This is a genomic window from Staphylococcus sp. GDY8P196P (assembly GCF_017891705.1).
Classification (GTDB): domain Bacteria; phylum Bacillota; class Bacilli; order Staphylococcales; family Staphylococcaceae; genus Staphylococcus; species Staphylococcus ureilyticus.
Map to the genome: position 1 here is coordinate 114,584 of NZ_JAESJS010000008.1, position 19,183 is coordinate 133,766.

Here is a 19,183-nt window from a genome sequence, read left to right on the forward strand (position 1 = left end):
TAAGAACTCCTTTTGTTAATTTCATAATAATAATATAATTTTATCATTATTTTTACTCATCTTCATTATTTATTCTTAATCTTTTATTCATAGTCACCGTACTTATATAGTATCCAAGTTTAAAATTCAAATCTTTCATTGCGTGGTTGTGATTGACTACCGTGCTTTCAATTTCTGAAGCACCCCTACTATATGCCCATATTTCAACCTCTTTTTTTAATGCTTTCGCGATACCTTGATTTCGATTGTCTTCCGAAACATACATCATTTCAATAATAACCTTTTGATATTGCTTTAGATATCTTGCCCAAATAAAAGCAATCATTTGTTGGTCTTGTATTTCGGTAATCACAACATCAGTATTGGCTATTAATCCATTTTCAATCATTTCTTTACGTAATGCAACAGAAATAGTAGTGTTTTGATAATGCTCATACTGTTGGTTAAGTTGTCGTTCATGAATTTCCGCAATTTCATTTAAATATTGTTGATGTGCTTGTTTTAAATACTCCATTATTACTCCTTTGAAAGTGTTATTGATTTATAATACTATTTTCGTCATAATTAGCATTATAAATATATTTTATATATAAGAAGGAATGCCAAATGCCAATGAAATCTACTGATAAATTAATGCGTGAAAACAATGTGAAAGCATTGCGCTTAAATAATACAGACAGAGATACGTTTGAAAACTACATGACTTATGTCAGAGCTGATTTGAGTGTCAACCCACATGATTCTGAAAAAATGTTAAACCGTGTTTTAAATCAGTTATTAGAAGCTGAAAAGGATGGCACATTAGCAATGGAATTCTTTGATCACGATCCTAAAGCCCATGCCAAAAGAGAACTTAGACGTTTACCAAATGAAACAATAAGAAACATTTTCAAATACATTATGCGTCATATTATGCTTTTTGTGGGTATTTTTTGTTTTCTCAAAGGGTTTGCTGGATTTTTTATTGGTGCAAAACGACTATATTTATATACTTTCCCGCTTACTTTAATCGTAGGTATTGCTATCATATTTTTCTTTATTTGGATGTTATTTAAAACTGTACAAATACGTTGTTTTAATACATCACACTTATCTTGGTTATTAACATATCTCGTTTTACTTTTATCTGTATGTGGAATATTTTATGTCTTTTTCATTCCACAGATGTTTTTAACTGTAGGCCCTTATTTATTAATTAGCAATTGGACTTTTATTATCATTTCATTTATATTCATTCCAATCGCATTATATATCGATCATCATTTTACTAATAAAAACACCAATGCTTCATTATAAATACTATTAAAAAACACGTTAGCACAAGCTTCTAAAATTCGAGAAGTGGCTGACGTGTTTTTAGTTTATATTTCACCTATGTTGTTATATTTTCTTTCTTTTCTATTGCAATATTGATAAATAAGAAAATAAGACCAATCACTGTTAGTATCGGCGCAATTAAACTTAACGATGCAACTGGTAAATTTGTTACCACGACACCTCCGATAAATGCACCCAAAGCATTACCTAAATTAAATGCTGATTGGTTAAGTGTACTCGCAAGTGTTGGTGCATCTTGTGAAATTAACGTACTTTTATATTGTAGTGACGGACTCATACTGAAACCGATGAGACCGAAAAAGAAAATACCTGCTACCATTAATAATCCATTCATTTGCACAAAGTATAATAAAATGAAATATAAAATAAATACACTAAATATTATTTTTAATGCCTTATTTAAATTCCAATCTGCAAGCTTTCCACCTACAACATTACCTAATGTGACCCCAATACCAAATATAATCAATAAATATGAGATTAAATTTTCTTGTACATGTGACACATCAATGAGCACTGTTGATATATAAGTAAAGTAAGCAAATACACTACTAAATCCGAATAATGTAACAGCTAAGGTTAACCATAAACGTTTTTCTTTTAAAATTTTCAGTTCATTTAATACAGATGATTTAACTGTTTCTTTTTTCATCGGTACAAATATGATAATACCTATTAATGCTAAAGCTCCGATGACTGATATAATAATAAATGTCATTGGCCAACCAAAGTTTTGTCCGATTAAAGTTCCAAACGGCACGCCTAAAATATTACTCATGCTTAAGCCCATAAACATTAATGCCATCGCACTCGCACGCTTTTCTGGCTTAACCATACTCGCTGCTAATATTGAACCTATACCAAAAAATGAACCGTGAGCTAATGAAGTAATAATTCGACTCGTCATCATAAAGCCATAATTCGGGCTAAATGAGGCTGCAATATTTCCTACAATAAATATCGCCATTAATGCCAACAATAAATATTTTCTATTCCATTTAATTGTTAACATCACAATGATAGGCCCACCGATAGCTACACCTAAAGCATAACCTGTAATCAGTTGCCCTGCTTGGCTTACACTGACATCAAAATCTCTAGCGATGTTTGGCAATAATCCCATAATTACAAACTCTGTCATTCCGATTGCAAAAGCACCGATTGCAAGCATCCATATAGCAATTGGATATTTCATTTAAGACTCCCTTCCTTTTCCACTTTTTAACACATGTGAGTGATTATACTAAAGTAGTAATTACGAAAACAAGAAGATTGCTTAAATTTCACTTTATTTATGCTATAAGTGCGCTCACCATGATTGTACACCGTTTGTAATATCTTTCATCACATTGATTAATTGATTAATAATGCATCTATGAAAAACCAAACAACCATAATAATCATTATTATCGCTTGAGCGATGGAACTTGCTAAAAACGCTATTACTGAGCCAAAACTTGCCTTTAAAGCTTTAGAAAAATGCGGCTCTTGTATAAATTCAACTACTAACACAGCTATAAATGGAATAATAATTATTCCAAATGGTGGAAAGACAAAACAGCCTACAATAACACCAATCAACGCTGCATACTCACTTAATTTTGATCCGCCGAACTTGCTGACAAAATATTTATTCATAATGAAATCTGCAATAATGATAAATATTGTGAACAATGCCATCGATACATAAAATATCCAAGACAGATGATGATTGTCAAAGCCGAATTGATAAATTAAGAAACCAATCCATAATACAAGTACTGACGGTATGATTGGCTTTATTAAACCAATAAACGCTAAAATAAATGATGCTATAATGCATAACCATAAAATCAATGTCATTTCTATCTACTCCATACTTTCTTCTGTAAATTTTTGTTCTTTTGTAAAATATATTAAAATCATACCTAAAAATATTGAACCTGCAGAAACAAAGAACACATTACCTAAGCCTACCCAGTGACTCATTATACCACCGAGAAGATTACCACATAATTGTCCGATAACCATCGCATTCGCAAACAATGTAGATGCATAACCAGGAAAATCAGGTAAAATATCTTGGAAGTAACTAATCCCTAATCCAAGTAAAATAGCTAGAAAAATAGCTAGAAACACCTGTCCTATTATCATCATGATCAGACTATTAAATACGCCAATACTAAAATAAAATAATCCTCCGAATAATCCCCCAAGTATCAATAGCGTACGTGTCGACAATTTAGCAGATAAAATGCCTAATATGACCATGAAAGGTACTTCAAGTCCTGCACAAATACTAGCTAGCACACCTACTCGACTTTCTGGTTCTTTCAAAAAGTTCGTCACATACAATGGCATATTCAACGTGTACATCCATTGTCCTATATGTAATAAAATAAAAGCTAAAAAGGGTACAAATAAGACCTTGTCACGCAACATATTAGGTGCCGCCGCTTCAACATGTGTACTATCTGCTACTGTATGCTTTGTTTGAATATCTTTAAAGAAAAAAACTTGTAATAATAGTGTGAATAATATGATTGTTATCGTTCCGCCAAATAAACCCGCATATCCTTTAAAACTGAGTAACAATGCACCAATAAGTGGACCGAACAAGAAACCAAATGAAAACATTGAACGTAATACAGCGTTAGCAAATTTCGCTCTGTCCTTTGATGTAGAAGTATTGATTGATTCTCTTGCTGACGCATACATTTGAGGCATGGCTGGGGCAAAACAACCTTGGAAAATGGCATACATTACTATAAAAACCCAGATTTCATGAATGTAAAAATAAATTGAAAAGCTGACTGCCCCCATAAAAAGTGCAGTAATAATAATTGTCTTTCTGTTGATACTATGTGTATCAGAAAAGCGTGCTACAATTGTATTCATTGTAAATTGGCTAATTGCAGCTAATGCTAATAGCAACCCATATTGGCTAGAAGTCATACCTAAATCATTTGTAGCAAATAATACCAGATACGGTACAGTAATGGCGATGCCCATACCTAACATCATCATATTAACGACAAATAATTTGTAATTTTTTATATGTAACAATTCACTAAACATTTAGCGTCCTCTATTCCTATTAAATTCATATAACTCTTCATAAAGTTATATTTATCAATGAACCAAAATATTCAATTATCTAAAATTGTTATTCCACGTATTCCATTATTAAATTAATAAATGAATCAACTTGCGGCAACTGTAACATGCTTGGATCATAGCTCAAATAAGTAGAACGAATCAGCGGTTTATCGTCTATATCTACGCGTTGAAACGCAAACTGTTCCCTATCTAAGTGTTTCATCATGATTTCCGGCAATATGGTCACGCCAACGCCATTTAATAACATTTCTTTACATGTCGCAACTTGATCAACCGTAATCATCGCATGATAATCTTGACCAATTTGGCTGCCATACCATTCTTTAATTTGATTAATGTATATAGGATCAGCCTGAAATTCGATAAACGGCATCTTTTCTACTTCATCATTACGATTTTTAGGATGTATAAAATAATGTTCGTCATTAAATAAATGCGTGTTGCTTAAATTCATCATTTTATTCCCACGAATAATCATCACATGGTAATCTCTATGATTAGCTTTAATTTGTTCACTCGACCCTACTTGAACTTGGATTTCTACATTTGGAAATTGTCGTGTATACAAATTCAATACTACCGGCAACAACGTTTGCCCTATTAAGGATGAACAACCAATAGAAATCGTACCATTTACTTCACCGATATGTGCTTGCATCTTATCTAAAAACAGACGCTCTCTATTCAACATATCACGTGCATGTTCAATAATCATCATGCCTTCAGTCGTCGTTATTAATTGTTTTTTTGTACGAATGAATATGTCGACGCCAAATGCATTTTCTATCGCTTTTAATCGTTGTGTTACTGCTGGTTGAGAGATGTATAAAATTTCCGCTGCTTTTCTGAGCGTTTTCGTCTCATCTAATGTAGTTAACAAGCGATAATCGTCAATCTTCATAATTATCCCCCTATTTTTTACAAATACTAAATATCTTTATTTATGGTGGCCTTACTTTTATTTACTTTGCGCTTATGAATTACTTTTAATACGCTTCAATTCTCGCAGTGTTTACTATAACATGGTTAACGCTTGACTAATATAGGGAATTTTTTATAACAATTTCAAGATTATTGAGATGCATTAGAATCTTTTATCTTACTTTGATGTGATTTGCTATTATCTTGATTAGAATGATTATGATGCTTATTGTAATTTTTTATTGGCTTATGTTTAGCCTCATTGTACACAACGTTTTTATGCTTTTTGCCTTTAAATTTATGTTTATTAAAAGAGGATTGCTTTTGAGATTTCGACTTTTGTTTTATTTTATGGAAACAATACATAATTTTATTCTGCATAGTTGTAAAATCTGTATCAATTTTAATCATTAACTGATGCGCGATAATATAAGCTTCGTGATATTGCTTCTTGGTTATTTGGCCTTGGTTTAACGCGCGTAACAAATCGTCTTCATCAACAAGTTCGTATTCTCCATTAGGTAATGCTAATACGTCCAAGCATAAATCAATCGTACGTGCATTTCCTTTTTGCGTAACGTTTTTAATATTTATGTCAAAGTAATATTCTAATGGATTGCCATTGTCGTCTAACATCACTGTGATACTATAACGTTTTTTTTCAGGTAATATTTGTAACCACTGATAGTTATCATCAGCCACAACAATATTTTGTCCTACGACCGATACTTCTAGAGGTTCACGTACCTTTTTCATCGTTACTAACCCAATAATACCTTTAAATTTGTTATTATTCACTTTGACTTCCGTATATTCTCGGTCAATGATGCGACGCCAGTGACGTTTATCAATATATTTTACTTTCACTGCCACCAACTCCTTGTCATTATTATATAAAACTGAACCTTACATGTCATCTTATGTTTGTTACATTTAAATTTTTAATTAATAGCGAGTAGATAATTATGTTTATTGTACTATATTTCATAGTGTAAAAGCGAAATTGACAATTGTTGAGAAGTTTGTTAAATTTTTAATATATTTTTCAGAAAATTCTTTAAAAAGGGAGATAGCCATATGTCAACGTCACAAAGACCATTTAGAGCAGATCACGTAGGAAGTTTACTACGTCCACAACGTTTAAAAGATGCACGTAAAGATTATCAAAATAACGTTATTAATGCTCAAACATTAAAAAATATAGAAGATGAGGAAATTGAACGCATCATAGATAAACAACTAGAAATTGGCTTACATAGTATTACTGATGGTGAATTCCGCAGAAGTTGGTGGCATTTTGATTTCTTAGAAAACTTAGATGGTGTTGAAGGTTACACATCAGAGCGTGGTTTAACATTTGAAGGTGTAGAAACTAGAAATCACAACGTCAAGGTGGTTGATAAAGTTACATTTAACCCAAATCATCCCCATTTTGAACACTTTAAATTTTTATATGAAAAGGTAAATGGCCGTGCAACGGCAAAAGTTTCTATTCCAAGTCCAAATCAATTGTTCCATCCTAATATTTTAAACGAAGACATTTATCCTGATATCAATGATTTTGCGCATGATGTAGCAAAAGCTTATCACGATAGTTTACTAAAATTCTATGATCTCGGTGCACGTTATATACAACTAGATGATGTGTATTGGGCAAATTTAACATCAGGAACACAAAACACACGTGGGCGTGATAGAAGTGAATCTGAAAAAGAAGTTGCACGTCAACTCGCTTATAAAGTTATCAATGAAGCAATCAGTGGTTTACCAGAAGATTTATTGATCACAACACATATTTGTCGTGGAAATTATCAATCTACGTGGGCTATTTCTGGTGGTTATGAACCAATCGCTCCATATCTATTTAAAGAACAATTAGATGGTTTCTTCTTAGAATATGATGATAATCGCTCAGGTGATTTCGAACCTTTAAGATTTTTCCCAGAAGATCGTTCATTTGCAGTGTTGGGATTATTCACATCAAAAAATGGTGAATTAGAAGATAAAACCACTATTTTAAAACGTATAAAAGAAGCACAAAACTATATAGATTTAGAACAAATTTGTCTCAGTCCACAATGTGGCTTTGCTTCTACTGAAGAAGGCAATAAATTAACTGAAGAAGAACAGTGGAAAAAGTTAGCTTATATTGTTGAAATTGCTAATGAAGTTTTTGGTACATCAAAATAATATTTAAAAAACTCGTATTACTTTCACAACTGTTTTAACGAGAAAGTAATACGAGTTTTCCTTTATATTTAACTATTAATGTCGATTATTGATAAAGCGTAACGATCATTAATGTGTTTTAAGGCTGGATATGTTTCGTTTAGCCACTCTTTACTCAATAACTCAAAATGTTTAAATTCAAATGCTGGATGACACATGCAACCAACAAGCGCATAACCAGCACAGCCTTCAATAGACGATGCAAAAATTGTGCCCTTTGGAACAACATGTTGCAATACATCACCACTTTCGATGTTGGGGCCAACTGTTACTTTTTGATAATTGCCATCAGGGTATATCATGTGAACAGTCAAAGAATCTCCTGCATGATAATACCAGATTTCATCAGCATCTATTCGATGAAAATGTGATATATTATCGTGCGTTAAAAGAAAGTATATGCTCGAATAAGCCGATCTTTGATTTGAGCTAGTCGGTACCGCTTTGATAGTCTCTTTATAATAGCCACCTTCTGGATGCGGATGTAATTGTAATTGGTCAATCCATTTTTGTACTTCTTGATTTTTATTCATGCTATTTCAAATCCACGTTATGGAATACATTCTGAACATCTTCTAATTCTTCTAATGCATCAATTAATTGTTCAAATGTTTCCTGATCTTCTGCTGATAACTCAATATCTGACTGTGGTAACATTTCAAATTCCGCTACTTTAAATGTTTCAACACCTGATGCACGTAATGCATCTTGCACTTGGGCAAATTGATCAGGCTCAGCATATACAATGGTTAAACCATCTTCATCAATGACATCTTTAACATCTATCTCTTGTTCCATTAAGCTTTCCAAGACATCATCCGCTGACTTGTCTTCAACACCAAATACTGCAGTGTGTTCAAACATATAAGCAACAGATCCAGAAACTCCCATATTACCTCCATTTTTACCAAATGCAGCACGAACATCAGATGCAGTTCTATTTACATTATCAGTAAGCGCATCTACGATTATCATAGAGCCATTCGGGCCAAACCCTTCATATCGCAACTCATCATAATTTTCTTCGCCGCCACCTTTAGCTTTTTCAATAGCTCTATCTATAATATGGTTTGGTACAGAATATGTTTTTGCTCTTTCTAAAGTTAATCTTAATGCTTGGTTTGATACTGGATCGGGTTCACCAGATTTAGCCGCTACGTAAATTTCTTTACCAAATTTAGCATAAATTCTACTCGTATTCTTATCTTTTTGGGCCTTTTTCTCTTTAATATTATTCCACTTACGTCCCATAATGTCATCTCACTTTCTAATTAAATGCGTATGTCAGTACATCATATTATACAATATTTTTATTATATCACATAGACTAACCTACTACTTTGCTTGTATTTTTTATTACGTCTCTCGAAATATCTATACCCTTTGGCAACTTATTAATTTGTATCAAACATTGATCGTTTGTCACATAGAGTATCATCCATATAGAATGAATTAGCCCCTTTTAACATTATACATCGGTAATTTTAAGATATGAAAACCGCTTCTTTGAGTACTTAAATACATATTAAAAGTGATTTTGAAACATATAAAGAACCACTTCCCAACTTGTTGGGTTAGTGGTTCTTATGCATGAGCTAAAGCTCAGGTAATCCTTATTGCACTTCCCAACTTGTTGGGTTAGTGGTTCTTATGCATGAGCTAAAGCTCAGGTAATCCTTATTGCCACTTTCCAACTTGTTGGGTTAGTGGTTCTTATGCATGAGCTTAAGCTCAGGTAATCCTTATTGCACTTCCCAACTTGTTGGGTTAGTGGTTCTTATGCATGAGCTTAAGCTCAGGTAATCCTTATTAGAGGAGACGACGAAATCCAATTAATAAAATTAAATTTCTGTCCTACTTTCGTCACGAAGTATCATTATACTATTTAATATTTGTAACTGATTAAAGCTTTATTGTCATTATGTAAACATGAATTTTTAATATTTTAGTCTACCTGTGTTTCAATTTCATCTAACAAAGTGTGATACTTCCTATCATTTTCTTCAGTCATCGATAAATAAACTTTTCTCTCATCTTTTGTCGAACGTAATTTGCTTACACGATCTTGGTTAATTAATCGTCGAATTGATGCCAACACTTTTGTTCGACTCAAATCGAGTTCAGTCGTCGCAATTTTTAAAAATGGCTGCATCAGCATGTTTTGCTGTTGACAATTTTGTTGTATTATTTCCAAAATAGCAATGTCATTCATTGTTAGCTTATATTTATTTTCTACATAAGACATTACTTTATTATATTTTTTATAAATTTTTAATAACTGCGCCTTTTTTTCATCATTCATTGTTGCTACACCTCCAAATGCTAGTAAGCAATACAATTTCATTATCTCTAAAAAAAGTAACTCTGTCTTTATCATTTATTTTTATAGCTTTGTCATTATTACGAACAGCAGTAAATTGAATATCACAAAACATGTTAAATTAATTATATAATTTAGGATTAAGCATTTATTTATAAATATCAATAATGTGTACAGTATTATGATCGATTGCTACGCTTAAAGATTTGTCGTTAAATGAATGTTCGAAAACATTTATGCGTGGCTGATTATATGATTCAATTTTTTCTATAAATATATCAGACCACGGATATTTTTCGCGCAAATTGCAAGGTATCACACAATTGATATTTCCATGCGCATTATTATATGTCTCTTTAAAAATCAAATATTTTTTTCTTGACTTCAAATCTTTGAAATTGATATTAACAGACATTTTTGTTGTATAGTGCTTTGAAACTTCATTTTCCATAATTTGCCAATCACTGATATAAACGCTAATTTTATCCTCTTGATCAATAATAGTATAAAAATCATGTTCATAAACTTTATAACGTGTTTTTTCTATTAAACGATGAAACATAGTTCCTACCAATGTACGGAAACCACTTTTATCATATAAGTATAACGCCTCATTACCGTTCATTTGCTGTATCAAATCTACACCTATACCCGAAAAATGCTTTAATATTCTTTTAAACACACCGACTAACAATGGCGGACTTTCAATAATATTCATTGACTCGTCATGCAATAAAAAATTATTTCTTACATTTAATAAAAAATAATACCTATCCTCCAAACACATTTCTGCCATGATTTTCCTTATATAATTAAATTTAAAAATTTCTTTCGTCAACAGCATTTCATGTGATTCATTAAAATATGGCACCGATAACTTTTGATTATCTACAAAATAGTAATCAAAACCAATTCTCTTTAATTGTACTTCCATCATTTTAAAAGCATCTGGTTCATTAAATAAACGAGTAATATCAATACCAAATTTTACATTCTCTCTAAATTGTTTAATTTTGATAATGTTACGGTATATCTCTTTTATTGACATTGTACTTAAATCAAAACAATAGCTTATCTTTTTTAATAAATCTCTGTTTAAGTTTGTGCTAGTTTGCAAATAAGCCGCGTAGGGTTTGCAAATCTGATTCAAATATATTTCAACATCTTGACTTTCGTAGATTTGAAGTACCAAATTAGCATTGTTTGATATGATAAAGTCAAAAGCTTTATATGTTTTTTGTTCAGAAATGTATTGTTGAATATCTTTTACGTTGATATTGCAATAAATATAAATCTGTTCCTCATTTTCAAACAAATAACTCATTTTAGAATCAGTATACAATTGGTATAACTCTGCTATTGTGTAAATTTGAATAATCATGGATGAATTACGATTATCCAAAAAATGATCAGTACAAATACTAATTTCATTGTTTTGTACATAACTATCTTCTAATTTTGCAGTAAGTTGAGCCTTTACTTGATCTTTAAATGTGTCATTCAATGTTTCATAAGGAAAATATAAATACTTATTGTATTTTGAGAGTTTACGATATTGATTAGGTGTGTAACCGTAATATTGTTTGAATTTTTTACTGTAAAGTGCTGCACTACTAAAACCGTATAAATCAGATATTTCTCCAATGGTATGTTGACTATCCAATAGCTCTTTCATAGATGCCGCCAATTTTAATGTATCCACATAAGTTTTAAAATTCATATCTAGCTTACTATAAAATTGACTAGATATATTTGATTGTGAAATAAATATATGGTCAGCAATTGACTTTAATGTTAATGGTTGCTTCAAATTACGATTTACATAATCAAGTATTTCTCCAGTAATACCAAAGTATGCGTGATCAGTTTGTTGGGATAAATAATCCGAATCTACTTTAGCTTCATTAGCAATAATTTCAACAATTTTGACCATGTAATTTTCATAAATATCATAACTTAAAGTATCGTTCAAATAGTGTTTCGTCAGCTCAATTAAGGATTTAGTTAATTGTGCTGTAGACTGAATCAACTTAGAGGCGTATTGATAATCAAAAAAAGGATAACCTCGTTCTAAAAACCAATCACTCGCTATATATAATAAAATGGTTGCTTCATTGCGTTTAATGCTAAAAATTTCTGTATGGTTTACGATTAACAATTCCGTTTCAACTTTTATATTAGCTGTAAATTGTTGAATTTCTAATACTCCTTTTATTGGCAGTAATACTAGTATGCCATCTGTTACACGTTTAGTAGGATAAAAATTATTAGAAATAATATTTAAACACTGTACTTCCATATTCCAACCTCTCTCATATTCTGTTATACACCATACATATAAAATCATTTTTATAAAATTGATTATTTCTTTTATATTTTCATCTTTTGAAAATAGAACATTCACTGTTTTAGTTTCAAAGTACATGTTTTACCATTACATAATTTTGAATATAATAATTTAATTTGTCAACATATTTTTTCATTCATCGTCCTTAATTCTAACTTTTTTATATTTTATTATTGATAAAATAAGTTGTTATATAACATTATTATGTAATCATAAATTAAAGTCATCGTTGCATGTCAATCTTATATTAGCTGAATATTGTGTAATGATCATTTTAAGATACTAGACAAATAAAAATTAAAAGCAAAATAATAATCTAAAAAACCGTAACTGAATTTCTGTAAAAATCCAGTTACGGCTCTCGCTTCTATTAGAATTTATAACTCATATTTTTTAATTTTAAATCTAATATTTACTTTTTAAATTTATTCGCAAGTCTTAGTACATATTTAATAATGTGTAATAAATTGATAAATAGGTTGAATCCCATTTCTCGTGGAGAATACTGACCACGTTTCATACGATTAAAATCATATATTGTATATAATAAGAATAATAGTAAGCCTACTACTGTAATGATTGTATGGAAAATTGGATTATGCACAAACATACCAATAATTCCAGCAACAATCAGAGCCACTAATGTTACAAATAAGTATTTACCCATTCCTGAAGCGTTATCGACAATGAAATAGCCAATTAAACCAAATGCGATAAAAGCACCTATTGCTAGTAACACATTCTTATAAAACACTTCTGGTCCTAAATTTTGCAAATAAGCTGTAAATGTAGCATAGGACAATAAACCGACAATAATTGCATATATATGTGAAATTACCAATCCATATTTACGTGCACGATTCGTTAAAACTGTAAATAAAACTAAAACTAGCAAGACGATAGAGAGTGGTTTTCTCCATTCCATGGGTAAAAACTGTCCAAAATAGCAACCAATGCCAAAAATAATCCAATAATAAATAAAGAATAACCATACTTTACCATACGCATGAGAATTGGATTTATCCTGCTTTGATTTAGATTGTTTTTGATTAATTTGTTGTGTTGATTCAGCCAATCATTTCACTCCTTAGATGTTATAACATCTTACACATTAATTAGAATGTATTCCTCAACATATCTGATTAATGTGCTTAAATGTTGTTAAAGTTTTGTTTATATAAAATACATTACTTTCATTTTCACTATTCCACCTAAAATCAAACATTTTAACTATCAATTCCAAAAAGATGTTAACGTTAATTGAATTCCACACGTTTTCTAATGTTACAAAGTCATAAATTTTTAAATGAATTTCAAAACCAAAATTTCGTTTAAAGTCCATAACAAAAGTATTTATTAGGTTTACATCTCAATGTTCTAAAATGTTAATAATGTTACATCTCTATAACAATAGACACAAGTCACCTAATTTTTGTTAGTATGTAACATGAATTCAATTAAAGAAAATCAAACAGATATATTTAATTTAAAATGAGTTATTTATATAGGTGTGAGGAGGAGTTCTTTTGAAAAAGTTTGCATTTGCAGTCACTGCTGCTTCAGGTGCAGCAGCATTTATTGCTAACCATGAAGCTGAAGCATCAACACAGCATACAGTACAATCAGGTGAGTCACTATGGACAATCTCAGAACAATATGGTGTTTCAGTAGATGAGATTAAACAAAACAATAACCTCGATAACAACATGGTATTTCCGGGACAAGTTATCGAAATTGGTGGAAGTGGTCAAAGCTCAAGTTCAAACGCTTCTTCACAAACATCAGGTGGTTCTTCACATACAGTTAAATCTGGTGAATCATTAAATATCATTGCTAACAATTATGGTGTTTCAGTTGATGCATTAATGTCAGCGAACAATCTAAATGGTTATTTAATCCAACCTGGTCAATCACTTAAGATTCCAAATGGATCAAGTGTTGGTGGTTCAGGTGGTTCTGGTAACACTGCTACACAATCGCCTTCTACTGGTAATAATTCTGCTAGTGACGCTAATTTATATGATTGGGGTCAATGTACATGGCATGTATTTAACCGTAGAGCAGAAACTGGACAACCAATTAGTACATATTGGTGGAATGCTGATCACTGGGCTAACAATGCTGCAGCAGACGGCTACACAGTAAACAACACGCCAACTGCTGGTTCTATCATGCAAAATTACGAAGGTCCAATTGGTCACGTTGCATATGTTGAGCAAGTAAATCCTGATGGCAGTATTTTAATATCAGAAATGAATTATAATACACCTCCAGGTACAGTAGATTATCGTACAATTCCAGCATCTACTGCTTCTAGCTATAATTACATTCATTAAAAAGAGGAAGCATCTTAAACCTCTAACATTAATAAATAAGCGTCAATTTCTATAAGGTTTTTATAGAAATTGACGCTTTATTTTGTTTACTTACTTTATTTATATATATTTTAATCTCGACAATCATTTATGACAACTACATAGCATTAGTCGAACACTACAAGCAAAGGCAGCGCACAGAAATGCACACACAAAAACACTACCTACTACCAATAAAGTCCCTATTATGTTGGTAGTATAAAATATTTTAGGATGATACGATATAGCATCTTGATAATTTAGTATAGTAGTGTTTATTAAATATACGTAAGTGCTTTTTTAAGTATTTCAATATAAAATTATATATGTGTACATTATATTTTGACGAGATGCTTGAAGGAACAGGACAAGCTGAAGACTACAGGTTGAAGCTCCGTTCCTAAGAATACGAACCAACAATACGAATTATGGAATAAAACAAAGAAGCACTCAGATGAATTGAATCATCCGAGTGCTGTTTTTTTAGTATTTATGTCATAGAATCTTTATCTTGTATTTATTTTAAAGTCATTCAGCTATTTATTACTCATTTTTGTTAATATTTATAAAACAATATTAATTACAAAATATATTAAAGCAGCTAATAATGCTGAAATAGGCAATGTAATTACCCAAGTCACAATCATACGTTGTGCTGTATTCCATTTCACACCTTTAATGCGGTTAGAAGAACCCACACCTAATATAGATGAAGACACAACATGTGTCGTTGAAAGTGGGAAATGTAGTGATGACGCAACAAAAATAGTTAAAGCAGAAGATAAATCCGCTGCTGCACCATTAGCTGGACGTATTTTCATTATATTTCCACCAACTGTTTTGATAATTTTCCAACCACCAACAGCTGTACCCAACCCCATTGCAGTAGCACAGGCAATCTTAACCCATAATTGAGGCTCAGTGCTTGTACCTGTTTGGATATTCGCAACTATAAGTGCTAAAGTAATAATCCCCATTGATTTTTGTGCATCATTTGTACCATGTGAAAATGATTGTAATGAAGCTGTGAAAATTTGGAAAAATCTAAAGTTACGATTCGTTTTCGTTAGATTTGCATTTTTGAAAACTACTTTAACAATTGAATACATAATAAAACCAACACAAAACGCAATAACTGGTGATAAAAGTAATACTATGATTATTTTTGTAAAGCCTTGATAATGTAGTACAGCAAATGTACCTTGAGAAGCAATTGCTGCACCAGCAATTGATCCAATTAATGCATGTGAAGAAGAACTAGGTATTCCAAAAAACCAAGTTACTAAATTCCAAATAATTGCTGCCATAATAGCAGCTAAAACCACAACTAGACCATTTTCTAATTTAAATGGGTCTACAATATCTTTTGTTATCGTACTTGCAACTCCAGTAAATGTTAACGCACCAATAAAGTTCATAACTGACGCCAAAATAATCGCAGTTCTAGGAGTTAATGCACGTGTTGAAACAGCAGTAGCGACGGCATTGGCTGTATCATGGAAACCATTGATAAAGTCAAATATCAAAGAAAAAATAACGATAGCTACTGTGATAATCAAAATATATTCCATAAGTTAGGACTCCTTAGCTATTTTTCATTATTATTGTTTCAAAGTTATTCGCTACAGCTTGACATTTATCGGCAATTTCTTCTAAACTTTCATAAATCTCTTTGATTTTAATAAGCGTGATAGGATCAGTTTCACTGTTAAAAATATGTTTAATTGACTGACGTAATATACCATCACAGTTAGTTTCAAATTCTTTAATATTAATAGAATGAATGCGCATGTGAGATAATTTTTTATCGACAAGTAAGCCTACTGCTAATTTCATTTCAGCAATAGCTTTTTGGATATTATCAACAAATTCAGCCATATATTCATCAGTATATTCTATAGAGTACATTTCAAACATTGCTGATGTTTCTTCTATTGCATCTAAAACATCATCAATAGCGTTACATAAAGAGAGGATATCCTCACGTTCAATAGGTGTAATGAATGTTTGGTTCAAATCCGAAATCACTTGATGCATGAGCTCGTCACCATGTGATTCGTAAGTTTTAATATTATCTGAGTATGCTTTAAGGTCTAAGTGTGTATTAAAATCCATTTTACCAAATTCAATTGCTGCACGGTCTAAGTTGAAAACCATTTCTTCAAGTTTCACCATGAACTTATCTTTTTTCTTGTTAAACATTCAAAAAATCCTCCATTTACAGTGACCAATATAATCACCTTCAATAAATTTAAAAAATTACATTCTTTTCTAGACAAATTAAGATTGGCAAGATTTACAATAGACCCATTACTGTTTTAATTTTATTAAAATTATGTAAATGAGTTTTTGCTTACTAGGTTTAAAAAATCTCACAAATGTTGATTTGTCCTTATTTGAAAATAGCACAATTTTAACAATCCTACAATTAAATTTACAAATTCTTAACATTACATTTTCGTTAAATTAATAATTTTGTGTATATTGATCTGCGAAATTTATAATTTTTCAAAAATGATTTTAAAATCTATAAATTCATATATCAAAACACACAATAGCAATATTTGCATAATTACTATTTTTAAGCAACAATTATTTTTCTATATATCAAACTTGATTTAGATACAATTAGTTCAAAAAAAAGTTGATTTTTTGAATTTGTAGATACTATCAAAAATTTCATTCTGCGCTCTATTTCATCCTAAATAAAGTTAAATGTAGATATGTTTTATTTTAATTGCATCAAAGGTTGATAATAAAAAAAGACAATTTCTCCATAAAATTAGAAATTGCCTTCTTATCGTTCATCGCATCATTTATGCGTCAAACGTCGCTTTTTTAATGGTTATAGAGTTTTTTATACAATGTACATGAGCAATATCAATAATCAGATAACATGCTAACTATTTCATTTTGGTTTGGAAAAACAAATTGCACTTTCGTTCCATTATTAACTTCAGAATTGATATGAACAGTTATCCCTAATTTCTCTTTTACATTTTTCACCAAATATAAGCCAATTCCAGAAGATGTCGTTTCATTACGATTTTCCGTTGAAGTAAAACCTTTATCAAAAATTCTCGGCAAATCTTTTTTGCTAATTCCTCTACCTTCATCCTTAATTTCCAACGTCACATGGTTTTCGAGTAGTTTGCCGCTTACATGAATCGTGCTGTTTTCACTGTATTTAACAGCATTGGAAAGAATTTGTCTTATCATCATGCGACACCATTTCGTATCTGTATATACTTTATAATTGTCATCAAATTCAAGTTCAAAATCTATACCTTTCGCTTGGCTAATATATCTAGTGATTTGTATTTCGTCTATAACTAAACGTTTTAAGTAAACATTTTCATAATACATATCTTTATTTTGCGACTCTAATCGAGTCAGAAATAGATGTTTATCTAGCATGTCATTGATACGTGTCCATTCAAATAAGAGTGCACGTCTTCTATTATCATCGCTTTCTTTTTCAATTAATAATTTTAAAGCAGTGACAGGCGTCTTAATATCATGCACAAAATCTGTTAACGCAGCTTCCGTAGATTTGATTTGTTGTTTTTGCTTAGTCACTAAACTTTTTTGTGTCGTAATTTGATGATATAAATATGCTAACATTTCTTCTTGGAACGGAGTATCGGCCAATGATTTATGCTTTAACGCTTCGGGTTCTATATTATCATCTAAGTGCTTATAAAACTTAACTTCTTTTAAATATGTAAATAATAAGAAAATACAGCTTAACCCTATATTTAAAATAATTATATATAAAACACTATTTACATTTAAATCATAATCTAAAAAAGCAATACCTAAAAAGATGAATTGTAAAACAAGCAACCAAAATATCCAGTTTTTACGTGAACGCAGGAATAACCATACCCATTTCATACTATCCATGAGCCATATATCCCTTACCGATTTTCGTTTCAATTGCATCTTTCATATTAATATCTGCAAGCTTTTTTCTTAACCGATTCACATTGACTGTTAATGTATTATCGCTGACAAATGCTTCATCATCCCAAAGTGCAGTTATTAATGTATCTCTAGTAACAATCGTATCTTGTTTTTTCACTAACATCTCTAAAATAATCATTTCTGTTTTAGATAAATATATGACTTGATCGTCTTTATTAATACTATCCTTAGTAAGGTCGAGTGTCGCTTGTTGCCAAGTTATGACTCTTTTCTCATCTATACTAAATTGATAAACGCGTCTATAAATCGCTTGTAGTTTAGCAATTAAAATGTTTGTATTAAATGGTTTTTGAACATAGTCATCTGCGCCTAATTCCATGCTCATTACCTGATCCATTGGATTATCTCTTGAAGATAAAAATAAAATTGGTGTATTTGATATTTCGCGAATCTTTCTCGTCCAGTAAAACCCATCATATTTGGGTAGCTTAACATCCATAATAACTATTGCCGGATCAACCGCTTTAAACTTCTCTATTACAAGATTAAAATCATCGATACCATTAACATTAAAGTCCCACTGTTCCAACTCTTCACTAAGTTCCTTAAATAAAGTCATATCATCTTCCACTAATAAAATTTCCATAA

Annotated in this window: 18 protein-coding genes; 3 read left to right on the top strand and 15 right to left on the bottom strand. The window is 30.9% G+C overall.

All coding sequences use genetic code 11. The annotated features are described in order from the left end of the window. Nucleotides 1-52: 52 nt before the first annotated feature. Nucleotides 53-514: a GNAT family N-acetyltransferase gene (locus KA814_RS03480; protein WP_210122676.1), complete on the bottom strand. Its 462-nt coding sequence runs from the start codon at nt 512-514 to the stop codon at nt 53-55. A gap of 98 nt (nt 515-612) precedes the next feature. On the opposite strand from KA814_RS03480, the gene KA814_RS03485 reads away from it, so the two are divergent. Beyond that, nucleotides 613-1,296 carry a DUF1129 family protein gene (locus KA814_RS03485; protein ID WP_046207554.1) on the top strand — a complete coding sequence of 228 codons (684 nt, stop codon included), beginning with the start codon at nt 613-615 and terminating at the stop codon, nt 1,294-1,296. Nucleotides 1,297-1,372: 76 nt separating this feature from the next. Here the strand turns inward: KA814_RS03485 and KA814_RS03490 are convergent, their stop codons facing one another. From KA814_RS03490 to KA814_RS03510, 5 genes are all read right to left on the bottom strand, one after another. Beyond that, on the bottom strand, nt 1,373-2,533 hold the full coding sequence (locus tag KA814_RS03490) for an MFS transporter (protein ID WP_046207351.1): 1,161 nt from the start codon (nt 2,531-2,533) through the stop codon (nt 1,373-1,375). A 158-nt stretch (nt 2,534-2,691) separates the two neighbouring features. Next, complete coding sequence (locus tag KA814_RS03495) at nt 2,692-3,180, bottom strand: DUF456 domain-containing protein (protein ID WP_046207350.1); 489 nt, start codon at nt 3,178-3,180, stop codon at nt 2,692-2,694. Nucleotides 3,181-3,186: 6 nt separating this feature from the next. Next, a complete protein-coding gene (locus KA814_RS03500; protein ID WP_046207349.1) occupies nt 3,187-4,395 on the bottom strand; it encodes a sugar efflux transporter in 1,209 nt (402 codons plus the stop codon). An 88-nt stretch (nt 4,396-4,483) separates the two neighbouring features. Beyond that, entirely contained in the window at nt 4,484-5,338 is an 855-nt protein-coding gene (locus KA814_RS03505) for a LysR family transcriptional regulator (protein ID WP_046207348.1), read from the bottom strand. A 170-nt stretch (nt 5,339-5,508) separates the two neighbouring features. Further along, nucleotides 5,509-6,225, bottom strand: coding sequence for a ribonuclease FAU-1 family protein (locus KA814_RS03510; protein ID WP_064209555.1), 717 nt, complete (start codon nt 6,223-6,225; stop codon nt 5,509-5,511). A gap of 210 nt (nt 6,226-6,435) precedes the next feature. On the opposite strand from KA814_RS03510, the gene KA814_RS03515 reads away from it, so the two are divergent. Further along, on the top strand, nt 6,436-7,548 hold the full coding sequence (locus KA814_RS03515; RefSeq protein WP_064209556.1) for a 5-methyltetrahydropteroyltriglutamate--homocysteine S-methyltransferase: 1,113 nt from the start codon (nt 6,436-6,438) through the stop codon (nt 7,546-7,548). 68 nt (nt 7,549-7,616) lie between these two features. Here KA814_RS03515 and KA814_RS03520 read toward each other — a convergent pair whose 3' ends face one another. The 5 genes from KA814_RS03520 to KA814_RS03540 form a co-directional block, all read right to left on the bottom strand. Next, complete coding sequence (locus KA814_RS03520) at nt 7,617-8,120, bottom strand: cupin domain-containing protein (RefSeq protein ID WP_064209557.1); 504 nt, start codon at nt 8,118-8,120, stop codon at nt 7,617-7,619. A gap of 1 nt (nt 8,121) precedes the next feature. Next, nucleotides 8,122-8,838 carry a YebC/PmpR family DNA-binding transcriptional regulator gene (locus KA814_RS03525; RefSeq protein ID WP_046207344.1) on the bottom strand — a complete coding sequence of 239 codons (717 nt, stop codon included), beginning with the start codon at nt 8,836-8,838 and terminating at the stop codon, nt 8,122-8,124. A 694-nt stretch (nt 8,839-9,532) separates the two neighbouring features. Further along, nucleotides 9,533-9,889 carry a transcriptional regulator, SarA/Rot family gene (locus KA814_RS03530; RefSeq protein ID WP_046207343.1) on the bottom strand — a complete coding sequence of 119 codons (357 nt, stop codon included), beginning with the start codon at nt 9,887-9,889 and terminating at the stop codon, nt 9,533-9,535. A gap of 166 nt (nt 9,890-10,055) precedes the next feature. After that, nucleotides 10,056-12,206, bottom strand: a complete 2,151-nt coding sequence (locus tag KA814_RS03535) for a helix-turn-helix transcriptional regulator (protein ID WP_107521852.1) — start codon at nt 12,204-12,206, stop codon at nt 10,056-10,058. Between the two features lie 460 nt (nt 12,207-12,666). Further along, the gene (locus KA814_RS03540; protein WP_046207341.1) at nt 12,667-13,329 is read right to left on the bottom strand and encodes a Bax inhibitor-1/YccA family protein; all 663 of its coding nucleotides are present in this window, start codon (nt 13,327-13,329) and stop codon (nt 12,667-12,669) included. 451 nt (nt 13,330-13,780) lie between these two features. Between KA814_RS03540 and KA814_RS03545 the strand changes: the two genes are divergently transcribed. Beyond that, on the top strand, nt 13,781-14,590 hold the full coding sequence (locus KA814_RS03545; RefSeq protein ID WP_046207340.1) for a LysM peptidoglycan-binding domain-containing protein: 810 nt from the start codon (nt 13,781-13,783) through the stop codon (nt 14,588-14,590). 581 nt (nt 14,591-15,171) lie between these two features. On the opposite strand, the gene KA814_RS03550 is transcribed toward KA814_RS03545, so the two are convergent. The 4 genes from KA814_RS03550 to KA814_RS03565 form a co-directional block, all read right to left on the bottom strand. Beyond that, nucleotides 15,172-16,179: an inorganic phosphate transporter gene (locus KA814_RS03550; RefSeq protein WP_046207339.1), complete on the bottom strand. Its 1,008-nt coding sequence runs from the start codon at nt 16,177-16,179 to the stop codon at nt 15,172-15,174. A gap of 13 nt (nt 16,180-16,192) precedes the next feature. Next, entirely contained in the window at nt 16,193-16,810 is a 618-nt protein-coding gene (locus KA814_RS03555) for a DUF47 domain-containing protein (RefSeq protein WP_019468170.1), read from the bottom strand. A gap of 678 nt (nt 16,811-17,488) precedes the next feature. Beyond that, a complete protein-coding gene (locus tag KA814_RS03560; protein WP_046207338.1) occupies nt 17,489-18,514 on the bottom strand; it encodes a sensor histidine kinase in 1,026 nt (341 codons plus the stop codon). Beyond that, nucleotides 18,507-19,181, bottom strand: coding sequence for a response regulator transcription factor (locus tag KA814_RS03565; protein WP_046207337.1), 675 nt, complete (start codon nt 19,179-19,181; stop codon nt 18,507-18,509). The genes KA814_RS03560 and KA814_RS03565 overlap by 8 nt, the downstream gene beginning before the upstream one ends. Nucleotides 19,182-19,183 lie beyond the last annotated feature (2 nt).

What these genes read in the sequence shown, in the direction of transcription:
- KA814_RS03480 (WP_210122676.1), bottom strand. Translation starts at nt 514, where the DNA reads ATGGAGTATTTAAAACAAGCACATCAACAATATTTAAATGAAATTGCG.
- KA814_RS03485 (WP_046207554.1), top strand. Translation starts at nt 613, where the DNA reads ATGAAATCTACTGATAAATTAATGCGTGAAAACAATGTGAAAGCATTG.
- KA814_RS03490 (WP_046207351.1), bottom strand. Translation starts at nt 2,533, where the DNA reads ATGAAATATCCAATTGCTATATGGATGCTTGCAATCGGTGCTTTTGCA.
- KA814_RS03495 (WP_046207350.1), bottom strand. Translation starts at nt 3,180, where the DNA reads ATGACATTGATTTTATGGTTATGCATTATAGCATCATTTATTTTAGCG.
- KA814_RS03500 (WP_046207349.1), bottom strand. Translation starts at nt 4,395, where the DNA reads ATGTTTAGTGAATTGTTACATATAAAAAATTACAAATTATTTGTCGTT.
- KA814_RS03505 (WP_046207348.1), bottom strand. Translation starts at nt 5,338, where the DNA reads ATGAAGATTGACGATTATCGCTTGTTAACTACATTAGATGAGACGAAA.
- KA814_RS03515 (WP_064209556.1), top strand. Translation starts at nt 6,436, where the DNA reads ATGTCAACGTCACAAAGACCATTTAGAGCAGATCACGTAGGAAGTTTA.
- KA814_RS03520 (WP_064209557.1), bottom strand. Translation starts at nt 8,120, where the DNA reads ATGAATAAAAATCAAGAAGTACAAAAATGGATTGACCAATTACAATTA.
- KA814_RS03525 (WP_046207344.1), bottom strand. Translation starts at nt 8,838, where the DNA reads ATGGGACGTAAGTGGAATAATATTAAAGAGAAAAAGGCCCAAAAAGAT.
- KA814_RS03530 (WP_046207343.1), bottom strand. Translation starts at nt 9,889, where the DNA reads ATGAATGATGAAAAAAAGGCGCAGTTATTAAAAATTTATAAAAAATAT.
- KA814_RS03535 (WP_107521852.1), bottom strand. Translation starts at nt 12,206, where the DNA reads ATGGAAGTACAGTGTTTAAATATTATTTCTAATAATTTTTATCCTACT.
- KA814_RS03550 (WP_046207339.1), bottom strand. Translation starts at nt 16,179, where the DNA reads ATGGAATATATTTTGATTATCACAGTAGCTATCGTTATTTTTTCTTTG.
- KA814_RS03555 (WP_019468170.1), bottom strand. Translation starts at nt 16,810, where the DNA reads ATGTTTAACAAGAAAAAAGATAAGTTCATGGTGAAACTTGAAGAAATG.
- KA814_RS03560 (WP_046207338.1), bottom strand. Translation starts at nt 18,514, where the DNA reads ATGGATAGTATGAAATGGGTATGGTTATTCCTGCGTTCACGTAAAAAC.
- KA814_RS03565 (WP_046207337.1), bottom strand. Translation starts at nt 19,181, where the DNA reads ATGGAAATTTTATTAGTGGAAGATGATATGACTTTATTTAAGGAACTT.